Source organism: Paenibacillus sp. SEL3 (assembly GCF_054602585.1).
In genome coordinates, this window is sequence record NZ_CM137725.1 from 2368742 (window position 1) to 2385574 (window position 16833).

Below are 16833 nucleotides of genomic sequence, written 5' to 3' on the forward strand. Positions count from 1 at the left end.
AATTCTACCATAGAAAGCCTAGTGCCATTGTACTACATGCCACTCAATCCCTTTAGGAGTTTGCTTATAAATAATTCGCATTACACCATTGTTTCCATGTTCATCTCGTATATATACAGAATTCCACCCTGCGTAATTCTGCCCATTACGCCTATTATCAAGAACATGATCGTTTAATGCCTCTAAACGCGCTTTAGCGCTTTTGTCACCCCGAGCTTGCGCTGAAATATCATCAAGAATTTGATTAGCTAAATTTCTCTCATGTTTAGTTAAATGACGACTTTCTGTTTTTCCTGATATACCGCCTCTTACTGGAATTTTTTGATTTAAAGAATCTCTTGGATTTAGTATATTTGCATGTTCAATTCCTAATAATTTCTCAGGCGGTATAGATTCTGGCCCCTCAGAGAGATGATCATCCTTCTTATGCGATCCTCCTGGTGAAGCACCGTCATCTTTGGAATGTTTCTTTCCTTCCTTTCCTTTCTTTCCTTTCCTTCCAACTACAAACGCAAATGCTGCTTCTACTAACAGATGGGCATTTTCTTGTTTGGAGCTATTTTTTGCTTTTTCATAAACAGCCTCTGGTTGCGTTATGACTTTAACAATTTTATCTGCTACGTCTTGTTTTCCTTTAAAGTTATCGACTACCATTTGGCTAATATCTAGATTAGGAAAGTTACGTATTCGCTCCCATGTTGCCTCTAGATATTCATGAGAGGAGTTTTTGATTTCACTCAACACAATCCGCTCAGTCTTATCCAGATCTTTCATAAAAGGACTTTCCCTAAACGGCCCATACTCTTTTCTATAATCGTCAATTGAATTCAGAAAATCAATCAAATATTTTTTCTGTTCCGTCGTGTATCCTTTCATATCGTCCCGATACTTGGAACTCATCAAAGCTCTGTCACTATATCGAAAATGGTTGTCTGTCTGCCGCTGATGCTCCATTAATGCAATTATATCTGTGGAGAGATCCTGATTATTATAATAAGCATCCAGCGCATCCTCAAACTGTTGATCCACATTTCTTTGATACCAGCGTTCCCGTATATCAGAAGGAATATCACTATAGGCTTGGACGGAAGCCTGATTGACTCCTTTTACATAGTTGATGAAATCCGATATGGATTGTACTCCTCCATATCCTCTGGCACTCGTCCACACCTTGCCCAGGAAATCCATCATCGCATGTTGTTCACGCGCCCTCTGTTCCTCCGCATGCGCCTGTAAGGTTTGGGCAGCAACCTTGGCGGTCTTCCCCAACACCACTCCCCAACCATGGGAAGGTACACTGGCGATCATGGACAAGCCTGCTGCCGCATATTTAACTATGGATGACGGTCCGGAGGAAGCGACCTCGGAACGAATCGAAGCTATTTTTTGACTTGCTGCTTTTGGAATGGCTCCCAAGACAGGAATAGACCCAGCCACATCACATACTTTCTGGGCTAGTCCCAATACACCATCCAGTAGACTGGCCTTCGGTGAGCTGGGAGTGTTTACGGCTGACTTAACGGCTCCCTCATCTTTCGATGTAGCGCCTGAATTGGAGCTTCCTCCTGTACTGCTGCTTGCTGTACTTTTCGCCGCCTGCGCCTCTGCATAGGCTTTTACAGACATTAATGGCGGTTCCCAGACCGGAGCCAGTTCGGCTACAAAAACCGGTTTTTTAACCGTCCCTTCCAGTTGAACTTTAGCGGATCGGATATCCGTTTCACCGTCCAGCATCAAACTGCTGCTGCCTGCTTTGAAATAGATGGCCTCGGCAGCTTGAATATTTAGTTCCCCATCTGCATGCAATGAAAGTGTATTGCCCGCCGACAATGACAATTCATGCTCACTGACGACCTGAACACCCGATGCATTCAATTGAATGTAAACCTGCTCCGACTTGGCCGTCATCTTCAACTCACTGGCACTTAGCTTGATATCCTTGTCATGAGGTGTCCCCCAATACTTGGTGGCTGGGTCAGCGAGCTTTGGCGAGTTTCTCCTTGTCGTATGGAGCTTGCCGCATATCCATCCGCCTCCTGCTCTGTAGGGAACCGGACGGATACCCTATCTCCTCGTTCCGGCATGACGTACAAACCGCTATTCCCTTCGGCTGTATAACTGCTAGCATATGGAAACCACCATGCCGTTTCCCGATCCTGCTTTTCATCCACTGTAAGATGAACACGTATTCGGCCTGACTGGACCTCTAATACATGCCCTTCCAGTGAGGCTCCGGTGAGGTTCGAGTACAAAATCTCTGTTTGCTGAATCCCCTGTTCGTGAACCAGTTCATACTCGTGTAGCAGTACTCCTTTTTGCAATTCAGAAGTGACTTCCGCTACCATCCATTGCTCGCCATTCCAATCCGTCAGATCCCCGGGCCGGGCAAGCTTTTCACTCTGCAGCAAGTAGCTAAATTTTGTTTTGCTGTTGGGATCAAAACTGCGCCGAGTACGGTAAACGGGATGCTTCATTTCAACGTATTGTCCCTCCGGCATACCCAACCAGAATTTGGGCCCGTTTAGTGAAATTTCCGGGACCAGCATAGCTCCAAATCGGGAAGCGACCCGTTTGAGAAAGGCCCAATCCGTCTCCTGATACTGTAAAGTAAATGCATGCAGGGTAGCACCATTTGTTACGTTATCAATAACATCGGCCTGGCTGTACTTCTGTATGATTTGCTTGATCAAATTTCCGTAGGGCATTAAAGTATCCTGATAAGAACGAGTTACAGGTGTGATATCCAACTGAATTGTATGAGATACGGCTTCAAGCTCCACATAATAGATGCCACGCACCATCCGTGTTTCTGCATGGACCAGTAAACCATGGAACAAAATGCGTTCAGGCTGATCATTTTCTGTTTTGGTACGGATAATGACCGGTTCGTTATCCTGATCCTGTTCTATGTAATGATCTCTCTGTTCCTCATCTATCCATCCACTGATCTTTAACCGGACGTGGTCATTTAGTTTTCGTTCGATACGCAGTTCGTTTATCGTTTGAAGAGGATATGGACCTGTACATTCCAGTTCCTTATACGTTAACATCGTTTGTATGTGATCCAACTTGTACCTCCTTACTCCAGCGTCTGGCCATCGTCTGTAATCCGAATCATTCCCCCGTATAGGCACGCATTCGAGCATTGGTCCAGCAAGGCCGGTTCTCCTTCCACAAGCACATCGCTTTTGCCCCCGATCCAGGGTCCGGTGATCACCGGAACACAGTTCGCTTTTTTGACCCCATAAATATCGACCATGTCACTGCTTTTGACCGCTGGATTGGCTGGGCAGGAGCAACGGCCAAAATTGCTGATATTGGTGCCGGGCAAGTAATCTCCAACATTCATTTGGGCTTTCTCCTTCACATATACGCCGTGACTGAACGGTCGTTTGAGCCGTGTCGGCTGCGTACCAAAGCTGCAGCTCAAGATGGCCCCGGCAACTACGTAGCCCTGCTTGCTTCCCCGTCCAGCCTGAATAGTTTCCTCTTCCGAATGAGATTTTTTTGCCATTCTTCTCTTCCCCTTCCCCATGTCCTTTCTTAGTTTGTTTTCACTTCGCTACCCAGAACATTGGTTATTCCACCCAACGATACGGTACTGCCTTTGCTCGTCATTTGAATTTCATCCCCGGCCGTGATTTTCACTTTACTGCCGGAATGAAGGGAGATATTCCCTCCTGCTGAAAATTGAATCTGTTTATCGCTTACAATGTGAATTCCATTTTTCTCATTTAACTGGATATACATCGTCCCCTCTTTACTGGTGATGATAATTTCATCAGGGGTTAATTTGATTTCCTTGCCGTGCGCGGTACGAAACAATTTGATGTCAGGATGTGCAAGAGCGTGTTGCCCCGCACTCCGATTCTTTTCGCGCAAAGATGTACTTGCCATGCCCTCTTCTTCTCGATGGGTAGGGAAATAGAGCAGAACGGTATCCCCGAGCTCAGGCATTACGTACCATCCGCTATGTCCTTCTGCAGTATAAGGAGAAACATAGGTAAACCAGTGGGCCTTTGTAGGGTCCTGCGCAGCATCGATATGTAAATGTAGTTTGATACGATCTCGCTCTACCTGAATGACTTTACCAGGTAAAGACAGACCGATAAGCTGCTCGTTTAACACCTCTTGGTGTCTCAATCCCTTGTGGGAAGTCAGGGTATACACGTGCTGCATCATTCCTTTTTGCATATGAGTGTCTACCTTGTACACATACAGATTTTTACCCTTAAAGGTAACGGTGCTGCCGAGCTCTAATACCTGCTCCGCCTCAACCCGGTAATCAATAAAATCATGCTCGTTTACATGTGCTGTATCATTGCCGTTAAAATAACGATAATCTCCAACTCGCTTGCTGACGGTATAATGATAATTGGTTAAGTCCAGTCCAGACTGGGTTTCCTCGACTCCAAAATAGCACTTTGGCACATCAAATACCGACGCAGGTGTGAGTGAAGTATGGTAACGCGAAGCGATCCGCTTGAGGAACTCCCAATCGGTTTCACGATATTGGACTGCTATACGGCCTAAAGCCGCTCCCCCTGTAGCGGAATCAATGATATCAAAACCGGGATAATCTGCTCCTACAGCCCGCAGCAATTCCTCAACCTTCATATTTTTGTCCTGAAACGACCTGTTCTTTTTATGAATATCCAGTTTATACGTGTGTGATATCGCCTCAACCTCCAGGTAATACACATCTCTGACCACTTTGACTTCCATATGGAGCACCGTTCCGTTAAATAGCGGTGTTGGAGTGCCTGCTTCATCTAGTTGCGACACACAAACCGGGGAATCGGCTTCGATCAACTGGACATAGCTGTCCTGTAATTCTTCAGGTAAAATAGCGGTAAAAGAGAGCCGGGTGTGCTCATTCAGCCGCTTGGTCATATGGAGTTCCTGAATGCTAACCAATTCAAATGGTGTAATTTGCAACCGATCATATGTAATGTGGGTTAATGTCATAAGAGTTGATTTTCCTTTCGCTCAGACTCTATTTTCAACGTTAGCAGCATACTGCGGGCTATTGGCTGCCAGGTTGCCATCTCTTCATCCGTACAGTTAAAAGTACACATTAGCGCACGTCCTTCCAGCACCGTAAAGAAGGATAAATTATATACACGTGCGTTCCATACTGGTGTCATAAATTCGCAGTATCCAATCCGACACTCTTCGTTCTCCAGCACTTCATGGCCAAACCATTCAGTCAACTTCTGGGTTTGCTTTACCACCTGAGCCATCTCATCCGTAAAGTACTCCAACTCTTCGGTTTGTAATGGACTCTCGGTATGCTTGAAGGTTAAGTTAATCGTGCCTGTGTTATTGGTAAAAATAAAATCCGGACGATGATGAGAAGGATATTTTAATCGTTGCTCGTGCATGGGCATATCCCGAAAGCTATTTGGCATCGTAATACAAATGCGTTCATCCAACAAATGTCGCTGAGCAAAGACCAGTCTTTCTCCGCCAATTTGCATAAGTGTTTGTAGCGGCTGTCCAAACGGCTCCTTCCCGTGAGCGTGATTCAACCCTTCATGCTCAATTAAAGATTGATCATTTTCGATATTTTCTACAGCTACTGTGTGTAGCATCGAGACTATTTTCTGATCCAGATGTTCCATACATTATCCACTCCCATCTTTATTACTGCATGACGACTTCCTGAAAGGTGATGCCACTTGTCCCCCTCCGCAGCAGACTTTCCGCCAAGGTCAGATTGACCAACGTGCAGGTTTCACGCAACCCTTGAACTTGCAATAGGGATTTCCCCTCGGTACGTTTTCGATCTACGACTAGCTTCATCAATGTTCCTCCAGGATGAAATTGACTTTGCTCACCCAAACAATCCACTAACGGGGGTTGAGTCATCCAATACAACTTTTGCTGCGAACGTTCCATATCCCGAAGCAAAGCCATGCGGCTAAACAAGCCCGGCACAAAGACCTGTAACAATTTATGCACAGCATCAGATACCATCATCCTGGAACCCATTAGAATATCAGGGTAAATTGTATAATCGTGACCATTAACCTTAAACTGTGCAGCATAAGATAGAGGCCAATTCGTCCAGCCATTTAGGTCCATCATCTCTGCATTTGCCTCTTCATCCCACACGGGTACAGCAGCATTCAACATCCGATCATCCTGCTGACAAAGGAAATACTCCACTATGCCACGCTCCCTCCATTCCCTTTCCGTTTGTCCCACATTGTGTTATCCAAATTAAGTTAGACTCTGAACGGCTGGATGCATACCTAAACTAAACCGGCTTCCATCCAGCACCGCTCCTTTGAAGCAGGCTCCCTCAAACGTTGCACCCATAAAGTCAGCCCCCTGCAATATGGCCCCGGTGAAATCTGCATCCTTCAAGTAGGCTCCCTGAAATTGAGCTCCTGTAAGATCCGCTCCTGCAAAACTTACGGGTTGAAAACCGGGTCTTTCCCATCGTTTAGACTGGTAAATTCCAGGTACAGCTATTGCATCCCGGAAAGATGCTCCCTTTAAGTTGGCTTGTTCAAAACGGGCTTCCTGAATCAAACAACCGCTAAAATCCGCTTCTTGTAAACAGGCTTTATTCCAACGGGAACCGATCAGATTTCCTCCTGTAAAAACACTATTGTTAAAAGAACTTTCACTCAAATCGGCATATTGCAGACGTATTCCCTCATAATCTCCTCGAGATCCGTCAATTCCCCGAAAAACTTCATGTATGTAGTCATATGGCTTCTTTTCCTCAAGCCAATCTTTCGTCACCGTCGAATCTTTGACACGCACATCCCGTTTATAAACGACTTCACTTTGGTCCCAATATTCTCCGACTCTCAGCTCGAACACATCTTCCAACTGTATTTCATGAGCAAACTGTATTTCATCCAACCATTCTTCTGTGATACTAAAACGCGCCAAAGCAATGATATATTGGTGAATATGTATTGCCGCGCGCAATTTCATCCTTTGAATATCATCCAAGCCGATTCTTCCACCATATTTCTTAGCATGCTTACTTAATTCCGTCTCCCACTCGTCCAAATAGCGAAAGGCCCATTCTGCATCATAAGTATTTCGGCAAGGATGGCGATCCATAAACCACGTCTTGTCCATGGCCTCCACCAAATAGGTCGCCCTTCCGTTTGCTAATTCGGTACGAAGCATGGAGTAAGATATATATCCCAACGCCTGCTTGGTACCTTCTCGCTGCATCTGCTTGACTTTCCCGAGTAGTTGCTCCAGTGAATTACGAAATGTCTTCACCAAAGCATGCTTACGATTTTGAAAAGAGGCTTCCAACGTAAATAACATTTGATGCTTTAACGGTTCGTGGACCTCATTTGCAAAATGTTGAAGAATTTCCTCACGATTCACGTTCCATCTCCTTTCTGGTTGCTGCATTTATATACTACCGTACATATTAAAATAGCTGGTTATCTTAAACCGAAATCTAATATAAATGATATGTGAAATCATAATTTTCAAGGGTATATTTAACAATAAAACATCCTTATGTATGTATCGGACAGATTAGTGATTTTGTTTACAGAAAGAACCATAATAAGTGTTATTTTCAATGTAAACAATAAAGACTTGCTATACAACTAATCTATCAAATCGTATATCTTAGGAGAGTGAGTAAATATAATTAATTCCCCCCATCTTTCCTCGTTTCATATGATGTTTACAAATCATAGTGAACCTTTAAGACTTAATAATCTCATTTCTATACTCTACTCAATAAAAAGCAAAAACCCGCTCAGAGAGCAGGATGAGCAGGTAGAGCAACGGGAGTCAAACCTCTTCCAAGAGGCAAAGAAACAGATTCTGCGGGTGTAGTGACAGGCTTCCCTTTCCCTGTCACTGAATAACTTCGAGTCTCCAGCTAGCCGCACTAGGAATCCCCCTTTGGAGACAGACGTTTGAGAATGACGTCTCTTTTGTTCATTTTATTGAATTAGCTCCGACACTTGATAAACACGAGAAAAAAAGTCTGGAAACACCAAAAATCGCCATACAAAGAAAGTTGGAAACTACTCCATTAGTGGATTTCACCAGTTAACTCAATAAGGTATAGATCAACGTTTGAATAGTACTTCTATCTGTATCCTATAATGGTTACTTCAAAATAATTCCATTTGTAACGCCTGATCTTGCGCGTCGTGCTTTTTGTCAATTGACCGTTATTACAATAGGGATTTGTACTCCAAAGTAAGAGAGCTCGTTTGTGACTTGTATGTACCAAAATTAAAATGAGTATTTCTAAGACATATCATTAAGGAGCTCTCGTGAAAGATTAGTACCGAACAATCTTCAGTTTTATAAAATCAATAATTTTATCTCTATCTTCTTTAGTAAGTTCTCGAAACAAAGAAATAAGTTCTAATTCCTGAGCTTCAATGGCTAAATTAAAAATAGCGTTTTTTGATACAGGCGTATCTCCAAAGATTAACTACTCTATATGGGAATTGAAGTTTTCTTTAATTGCTATAATTATATCAAGAGAGGGTCTGTATTTATCTTGCTCCAGCTCACTCAACGTTCTTTGAGAAATGCCAATTATATTTGCAAACTTTATTTGATTTAAGTTGTTGTTTTTCTAATAGTTCGAATTCGTTGGCCTATTGTAGACATAATTGCCCTCCTAAGCTAAAAAGATCCCGATATATCATCGGGATCTTTCTTGATGTTTGTAAAATGACTAGTTCCAGACTTTTTTTACTGGTTCCACAGTTTTTTTATTGGTTCCGTACATCTTTTACTGGTTCCACACTCTTTTATCACCAGACAATTATGTGTACATACAATAAAGTTGTGTACTAGCTCCCCTTGGTGTATCAACATTTTTTCCGATTTTCCGATTTTGTAATATACAATAAAGTTGTGTACTAACGAGTAAAATGCAACTTTTTTCACCTGTACGATATACAATAAAGTTGTGTACTGAAGTCCAGTATTTGTAATTTATTCTTCAAAAAAATAGTACTAATAATATTATTAAAGTACCTGATTTTAATTTCATTTTTTATTAATAAGTGCGTCCGTCTTTATATTTTCTAATATCTCTTTTGAATACAATTTTTTTAATAGAAGTTCTAAACCTAGGTCTTCGTACTTTTTAAGTTCTTTTTCTATCCAATAAAAAGTAGTACCTAAAATTTCTTTCATGTCATCAAAAGATATATCTTCTCTATAAAGGAGTTCCTTAAATTTTGCTTCCCACAAATGACCTTTAGATATAATATCTAAAGTCCCTAAATTGTCTCCATCACATTCGGAGTAGGCATACCCGCATGTAGGACACATAAAATAGCCATAAATATCACCAGATATCATTTCACTATTCACCAATTGAACGACTAGTTGTTTATAATTAGGACACACTTTATTAGGGCATGGCCAAGATTTCATATTTTTCCACGGTAGATATTTATCCTCATGTACAAAGTTAGTTATTGAGCCTGAGAAATATATCATGTACAGTACATAGAATATAGGGTGAATAGATTGTTTTTTCCATATGGAATTAATTTTCAAACTTTGAATGGAATCTTCAATTCGTTTCACATATTCCTCACTAAATTTAGCCTGGAATTTTTGGTTTACTTTTATATTCCTTGATGTATGTTTATTCGAAATATGCTCTTTGTAGAGTAATATTCCCTTCATTTTCTCTTCAATTTCTATGACATCAAGATTCACTTTTTCGTCTAGTAACAAACGATTTTCACATGCAATTGTTAAGAGGATTTTGTTTTGGTTAGGAATAACACATTCAAGGGAATGTCCGGAGGAGCAAAATAAAGAAGGAACCTTAGGGATTTTCTCCGTACTTGTCGCCAGTACTTCACCACATACAGGGCATTCAGATAGGAGCATAATATTGTGGGTGTCGCACACGAGGGTACCCGCTAATTGATGTGATCTATGCCAATAAGGATCACCATATTTATGCATGTCTTCAATGAAACAAAGGGGACATAGGCACAGATCTGGGTTAGTTATTTTAAAGCCCATGCTGTTTTCTAGATTGGTTAGACGATCATTCATGATCGTATTTTTAATTTCCTTCTTTTTGTGATTTGGAATAAAATGATTAAAATAGGGATGGAGCGTGTGCGTTTGTAGCAAATACGCAGCATCTATTAACGATTTTGATGGAGTTATGGGTCGCATTAAATGACACATATCTAGCAAAGTCGAATATGATTTGATTAATCTAGAAGCACTTCTTAGTTGTGTACCTAGATAAAAATGAAATCGCGCGCAGATACTATAGATATACTCATCAGGATACAAATTGATAATCAATATGTCTCCCCCTCACCCTGCATAAAGGATCATTCACTAAAAGTTATCAATGTAATTATCCGATTTGCTTTTCGCAATTTAAACATGCAATTTGCTCAAAGATATAATCATCTAGAGTTCTGAAATTAGAATTGTTCATCCCTGCTTTCTTAAGTATAACCCACTTCTTTAGCGTCACTTTGTTATTTACACATTGTTGGATCGCCCAATGGATCTTCCTTTTTTGATATTGTTGAATAGGCTCTACATGCTTTGCAAGTGTCGCCTTACAGCAAGGTAATTTATCTAGATGCTTCTCCAACAGTCCAGAATACCCTATTATTCTTCCTACTCGAGTCTTGGTTATCCTTATAGGTTTGTCCTTACTATTCTGTAACTGATGAATGGCATGTAGCATTCGGTCGTTTATTTCCAAATCCCGTCGTTTCCAATCGACTCTATCATAAGATAGTGGTAAATTCTCTTTGCAGGTAAGAGGCTTTATTTTCTGTTTTCTTCTTGAATGATTTTCAGGCATCGGGTCAACCTTATTTTCCTCAGCATTTCTTTTGAGTTTGTAATTCATGACTGTTTTAGAGTCGCATTTCATCAAACGAGCAATTGCTCTTACGCTTAACGAATCCTCCTCTAATAAAACATTTAATTGGTTTTCCCAAACAAAACCGAAATTTCTGATGGTGCTTATTTCACTTACATGCTCTTTCTTTCTGTCTGGTCCTTTTCTGGAGTAAGTAAATCCACAAATAGGGCATTCAAAAATACCTACTGGTTTTCGGGTTTTTGAACATGCCGTTATTTTCACCTTGTTTATGGACTCAACATATTCATGATCGGATACCTTGTTTAAACATGGCCAGGGGCCTGTGCCAAAAGGTGAGCTACTCTCTTCCTGCAATAAGTCCTCCGGTTGATCCCATAGTAATTGAATACATAGTATATATAAAAGAGGATGTTGTGATTGTCTTGGTTTTCGAAGAATAGTGGATAACCAACTAAATTCGTTTGATATTGGAAGGGGTACCCCTATGCGACTTAAAAATGTACTATTATATTTACTAAAAAATCGCTCTCTTACTTCCCTTTGCCTCACCCTTCCAGCTACTGTACATAAGTCTAAACGGTGTAATTGGTTCATAATTCGACTATACATTAACGTATGATTAAGCTGACTATATCCCCCGTGTAGGATAAACCTACTTGTCTTTGCGAGTTGTAAAATATCCATATCTTTCTCGGGACATATAAAATGAGCTAAGGAATGTTGATTTTTACAAAATCTATTCAGTAACGTTGGATACTGAATACGGTGATCCAAAAAGTCATCACCACATTTAAAACATTTGTCGATCAGTACGCAGTGATGTGTAGGACAAGCCCATACGCCTGGAAGTTGGTGAACTCGATGCCAATAGGGTTCTCCATACCTTTGTTCATCCTGTTGTATACATAAAGGACACAGCTTGAGTTGCTTATGGGTTTTAATTACACTGGCCATTACTCCTGAAACTAGGTGCGTAATCTGACTTTTATCGGATAACATCTCTTTTTTTACACGCATTCTTTGCTGTTCTGACCAAAAAGGTTGGTAATAAGGATATAATGTGTGGGAATAAATTAATTCCTCCACACTACATTTAAACTTGAATTTTTGCATGAATGTCATCAATCCACTGGGTAAATCATGAACTGGTCTACCTGCTCTTAATTCAAGCAAGTTATTGTATGTAGCCCGGATGCTTTTATGACCTCTTGTCCAATGCATTCTAGCCATAAAACTACTGATTAATTCATCAGGATAGATCTCCATGCTCATGAGTTTCACTCCAATTTCAAAAAATTGAATGGATCTTGAATATAACCCGCTTCTTTTAAAATATCATAACTGGTACTAGTGGCTTTTTTCTTTTTGTGCTTGTTTAGGACTGAGACCAGACCTACTTGTCGCACTTGTTTTTTTTCTCTTTTTTGAGGCCGAACAGCATTAACTTTATCGTTTTGCTCATTTTTCGTAGGTAATATCGCCTCCTGAAACGAAGCAGCTCTCCACTTGTCTTTATCTTCGCATTTACTTTTCTCTGCTACTTTTCTAGCCACATCTTCTGTGATACCGGCATCCATTAACCATGTTACAATTTCATCTAAATCATTCTCTTCCTCTTGCTCAGAAAGAAGCGTATCCAAATCCATAGAAAATTGTTTCTCAAATTCTTTTTTGTCCGACAATGATATTACTCGTTTCGGGGAATCACTAAGGAATATATCCAGAAATTTAACCAACTCTCTCTTTTTTCCACTTCGCAGAGCATTAAGTGCGGGCTGTAATATTTTAAATTGCTTCTGTGCCACAGAACTTATGATGGAAGGAGTTAATTTTTCTCCCTCTTCAATCGCTTTCTTTTGAGACTCAATATATATCTTCACGGCAACGTCTGGAATTCCCTGACTTTCTTCATACATAATCCTATTGAATTCTTCTGTTAGTTCCACTTCAATCTGTGTCCATTGATGTTTCCATAGTTGCGACAAAAAAATAGTCCAGTCTGTACTGTCCATTTGAAGTCGATCCCAATAAATGCTGCCCTGATTGGTCACTCGCTTGGTGTTTCTGAATTCCTTTGCAAAAATATCTTTGGCTTTTGGCGTACCTATTAAAACAACCGGGACTCCAATCGTATTAATTAGTGTATTAAAAAAATTTAACATCAGCGCTGCGCCACCACTTCTTGCTTCATTTAAATATTGTATTTCGTCTATAACCAGAACGCCCAAATGATATCGCATCGCTAATGAAGCCAACAAAACAATTAACTCATCCGTTCGATATCGGGCATAATTTTCATAGTGTACCTCGCCAAATAGGTCACCCATCTCTTTAATTAATCCAAGACAAAGTTGCTTAACGGTACCAGTGACGGGACAATCAACTTTTACCCACACGAGTTGCTTTTCTTCATATTCAGGATGAATAATGATCTGTGGATACAAGTTCAGGACTCTATTGATTCCTGTCGTTTTGCCCGCACCTGAAATACCAATAACAGCAATACCGGAAGAGGTAGCCGCAGGAACAAAAAATCTTTTTTTCTCAAGATTAGCTATAGCCTCGTTTTTAAACCCCATCATCACATTTCGCATGCGACGAATATCATCATTCGTTCTTAAATTTCGTGATACATACCCTTGCCTAATCAGTTCGGAAATATCCTGCTGTAAATCAATATGATAGCTTAACGGTACCACAAAGCTTCTTAAACGCTCGATACAATGTCTTCTTTTACTCGGACTCAACAACCGTTCATCTGGGTTGAATTTCCTGATGTTCTTTATCATCCGGATTGCCTCCTCGTCCTCTAAAATAGGAGGAAGACATTCAATGAGCGGATGTCCTTGATAATCCTGTATCCCTGTATCATGATATTCAGCGACTTCAACTCTTCCTCGAAAAGGATGTCTGGTGTTCACTCCTCTTCATCCTCCTCCAAAATCTTTTGAAGTAAACGACTTTTATCTGTGTGAGGCACGTCGTGGGAGGCACCATGCAAAGGAATCACATTGCCCCCCTTCCTTTTGGTATCCCCACTACGATCTGTCCAGCTCTTTTCCTGTCTTTCCTGTTCTTTATCATTTGAACGATTTTCCCGCATATTCTTCAGTCTTGCATGAGGGGTTATTCCCTTCATAGCTTCGTTTGTTTTCAATTTAGCTTCTTCTACAATGGCTGCATTTTTGGTACGAAGAATAATCCGTTCCTGAATGTTTTCATCTTGACCCACCCTGGATTCTCGTTCTTCATACGCTTTTTTGTCTATTTCTTCTTCATAACGATAGTTATTCGACGTTTGTTTTTGTTCATACTGATCGTCCAATCGGTAACATTCTTCGAAGCGACCATTTTCATGTCTTAAAAAAATGACAGAAATATCTCTTGGATCATAACTATATTCAATCTCAATGACTTCCTGATTCTTTGCCCGAAACCTCCAAGATTCTGTCTCGGCGGTGACGCAAGTATAAGAATGTCCCGCGAAACGAATCCCTTTGGCAGTATAACGTCCTTTTTGGGAAGGCAGGAGATTCATCCGAAGTTCTTCTTTAGTCGCCCACCGTAGTGAACCATGCCCCTTACGAACACCCCAATTCCATAAATGTAAAGGAGTTGCTTTGACTTCGTCCTCAATCATCGGCTGGGAACGCTCATAAGAAGGTAAAAAACGTTTATTATGATAACGCACACACTCAATTAAGATCATTTCGAATTCATGAATATCAAGAACAGCTTTAGAACGATAGTCGGATTCGCCTCTTTCTTTTTCTCGTTCAAGAACAGCACCTGGAGTCCATTTTATAGCCATTCCCTGAATTAAATCGAAGGTTTTTTCTACTACCGGTTTCCAATCGGGACGATATGGAGGTAACGCTTCCAATTCTACATTTAATGTTCTTTTTAAATGCTTAGGATACTGGCTGGTATATTCCGTTCCTCGATCTGTTGATAAAATCTCTGGTAATCCAATAGCCGGCCATTCTCCTTCTGTAAGTTCAATGCCAAACCGCCTGCAGTACTCCGCTTTATCTGAAGCAGCATTCTCTAAAGCAAGCATCGCACCAACCCAACTGGGACCTTCTAAGCCCACATATATTCCTGCAATCAAAGAACTGAATGAATCAGATACAATATATATCACCGGTCTGCCGATCACCCACTTTCGATTAATGCGACTAACCACATAAATATCAGCGACTGTAGAATCGATCTGATATACAGAACCAGGCCCAAAATTGCGATGCTTTAAACTACCTTCTACTGCTCTGTATCTGATGTTATATCTTCTTCTACCTTCACGGTTTAAGATCATATCCTTGGGGTTGTTCTCTTTCTGGTAAAAATATTGAAATTGACGATGAGTTGGTCTTTCATGGCTAGGTTTAAGGATGGGAACCTGTTTCCCTTCAATGAGTTCAAACCCATCATTAAAAAATCGGGCTAGCATGAGTTCGTAGACTTCCTGAAACGTTCGTTTTTCACGTTTATGATACCATCTCGCAATGGAGACTCTAAAAATATGTTTGACTTCATCCGTAACATTAATTCCCACTACATCCTCGTCAAGCCGGCTTTGCATATTCGGTCTGCCCAGCTTCTGATTTGTACCCGCACGCTCCTTACCCTTTCCACCACAGCGATCATAATCAGGCAGTAATGTATTTTCGACCATCCCGCGTTGCCAGTACCTTCTAAGAATGCGCCAGATCAGGACTTTAGATATTCCTGTTTGCTTATGCAAGTTAGATACAATACAACCACGTTCATGTTTGTAAAATATATGGGGTACATTCTCCTTACTTACTAACCTGTTCAAATAACTCCACCTTTGATTCCGGATTTGTTTGTCCTTAGGGCTCAGTTGGTGCTCCAGGTAATGGATTCTAGGAATAGATATAACCGTCTTTTCTATATTGCCAGCCTTCATCTCTTCCTGAATCATAGAATATGAAAACATTTCAGGATACGGGTTATACCCCTTTTCTTCTTTCGTATTGATCATAATCACCAAGTCTTCGTTGCGCTGCACCCAAAGGACACGGTATAAATCAGGATCATCACGTTCTTCCTCTTCTTCTTCCGTTTCACCTTGCCATACCACCAAAACTGTATTTACGTAAATTTCATTATGCATGACGCATTCCCCCTTGTTGGCTGGAATTATCATAATTGAAACCTACTATCTCCAAGGGGCGATTAGGATCTATTCTTGTCTTCATATTCACTTTCCATTGTTTAGTCATAATCAAGTGCCTTACAATGACTAGACTGTTTCCAGGTTTTAGTCCTAACGCATCATCTACTTGATCGGTTATATCAGTTAATTTGTGAGATAGATCTGTAATCCTTTGTTCCATTAACGCTCTAGCCTTCATTACATGCTGATCTGTAATATGGTACGGAGCTAGATTATGAGCTTTATGAACGTATTGAATATTCATTGCGTAGGGCACAGGGATATCTTTATTGGTTACTAAACTCCATCCTACATTCCGTGCTTCCCAGTACTGTCTTTCAATTTCCATCTTCTCCACTTCACGTAATGTAATCTTATTGGCTGGTTTAATATTCACAACATCAACAGGGTTATCTTCCTGGTCAATTACAAAATCTGTAGTCATCACCTTCAGCTCGCGTTTCTGCGGATCAATGGGATGATCAACACCGAGGTTTTCCGCAATCTGAATCGTTTCTTCTATGGGCAAGAGTGGATATTGTTCACGATACCCTTCTATGACATCAGACCATTCCAATAAATAAAAGTAATACCATTCTAGATCCGAAAGAAGTAAGTGCTCTCTTCCTGATTTAATTCCTTTTGCGGTATGCGTCCGTCCTTGTGAAGGTACCTGCCTTGCTGTAAACCAAGGTACATAATGTTTTCCCATGCCCTGACCTTTACCTTGTTTTATCCATTTTTCTATCGTGGTGGGAATTGGATATGCTTGAGCCATAGTGCCCCTCCATTCACCTCGTAGTAAATGCAA

At 40.9% G+C, this 16833-nt stretch carries 13 protein-coding genes; all 13 read right to left on the bottom strand.

Going from position 1 to position 16833, the window contains the following annotated elements; translation table 11 throughout:
* Positions 1-18: 18 nt before the first annotated feature.
* Positions 19-1908 carry a hypothetical protein gene (locus tag ACYCS5_RS10985; protein WP_459761041.1) on the bottom strand — a complete coding sequence of 630 codons (1890 nt, stop codon included), beginning with the start codon at positions 1906-1908 and terminating at the stop codon, positions 19-21.
* 17 nt (positions 1909-1925) lie between these two features.
* A complete protein-coding gene (locus ACYCS5_RS10990) occupies positions 1926-3068 on the bottom strand; it encodes a phage baseplate assembly protein V (RefSeq protein WP_459761042.1) in 1143 nt (380 codons plus the stop codon).
* An 11-nt stretch (positions 3069-3079) separates the two neighbouring features.
* A complete protein-coding gene (locus ACYCS5_RS10995; RefSeq protein WP_094153718.1) occupies positions 3080-3514 on the bottom strand; it encodes a DUF4280 domain-containing protein in 435 nt (144 codons plus the stop codon).
* Between the two features lie 29 nt (positions 3515-3543).
* On the bottom strand, positions 3544-4968 hold the full coding sequence (locus ACYCS5_RS11000) for a phage baseplate assembly protein V (protein WP_069012442.1): 1425 nt from the start codon (positions 4966-4968) through the stop codon (positions 3544-3546).
* On the bottom strand, positions 4965-5624 hold the full coding sequence (locus ACYCS5_RS11005; RefSeq protein ID WP_069012443.1) for a hypothetical protein: 660 nt from the start codon (positions 5622-5624) through the stop codon (positions 4965-4967). The genes ACYCS5_RS11000 and ACYCS5_RS11005 overlap by 4 nt, the downstream gene beginning before the upstream one ends.
* A 22-nt stretch (positions 5625-5646) precedes the next feature.
* Positions 5647-6171 carry a hypothetical protein gene (locus ACYCS5_RS11010; protein WP_256026119.1) on the bottom strand — a complete coding sequence of 175 codons (525 nt, stop codon included), beginning with the start codon at positions 6169-6171 and terminating at the stop codon, positions 5647-5649.
* 54 nt (positions 6172-6225) lie between these two features.
* Positions 6226-7365, bottom strand: a complete 1140-nt coding sequence (locus ACYCS5_RS11015; protein WP_459761043.1) for a pentapeptide repeat-containing protein — start codon at positions 7363-7365, stop codon at positions 6226-6228.
* Positions 7366-8443: 1078 nt separating this feature from the next.
* The gene (locus ACYCS5_RS11020) at positions 8444-8530 is read right to left on the bottom strand and encodes a hypothetical protein (protein WP_459761307.1); all 87 of its coding nucleotides are present in this window, start codon (positions 8528-8530) and stop codon (positions 8444-8446) included.
* Positions 8531-9009: 479 nt separating this feature from the next.
* Positions 9010-10302: a TnsD family Tn7-like transposition protein gene (locus tag ACYCS5_RS11025; protein ID WP_459761044.1), complete on the bottom strand. Its 1293-nt coding sequence runs from the start codon at positions 10300-10302 to the stop codon at positions 9010-9012.
* Between the two features lie 55 nt (positions 10303-10357).
* Positions 10358-12115, bottom strand: a complete 1758-nt coding sequence (locus ACYCS5_RS11030) for a TnsD family Tn7-like transposition protein (protein WP_459761045.1) — start codon at positions 12113-12115, stop codon at positions 10358-10360.
* A 5-nt stretch (positions 12116-12120) separates the two neighbouring features.
* The gene (locus tag ACYCS5_RS11035) at positions 12121-13764 is read right to left on the bottom strand and encodes an ATP-binding protein (RefSeq protein ID WP_459761046.1); all 1644 of its coding nucleotides are present in this window, start codon (positions 13762-13764) and stop codon (positions 12121-12123) included.
* Positions 13761-15980 (bottom strand): Mu transposase C-terminal domain-containing protein, encoded by a 2220-nt coding sequence (locus ACYCS5_RS11040; RefSeq protein ID WP_459761047.1) that lies wholly within the window; start codon positions 15978-15980, stop codon positions 13761-13763. The genes ACYCS5_RS11035 and ACYCS5_RS11040 overlap by 4 nt, the downstream gene beginning before the upstream one ends.
* A complete protein-coding gene (locus ACYCS5_RS11045; RefSeq protein ID WP_459761048.1) occupies positions 15973-16800 on the bottom strand; it encodes a TnsA endonuclease C-terminal domain-containing protein in 828 nt (275 codons plus the stop codon). Before ACYCS5_RS11045 ends, ACYCS5_RS11040 begins: the two co-directional genes overlap by 8 nt.
* Between the last annotated feature and the right edge of the window lie 33 nt (positions 16801-16833).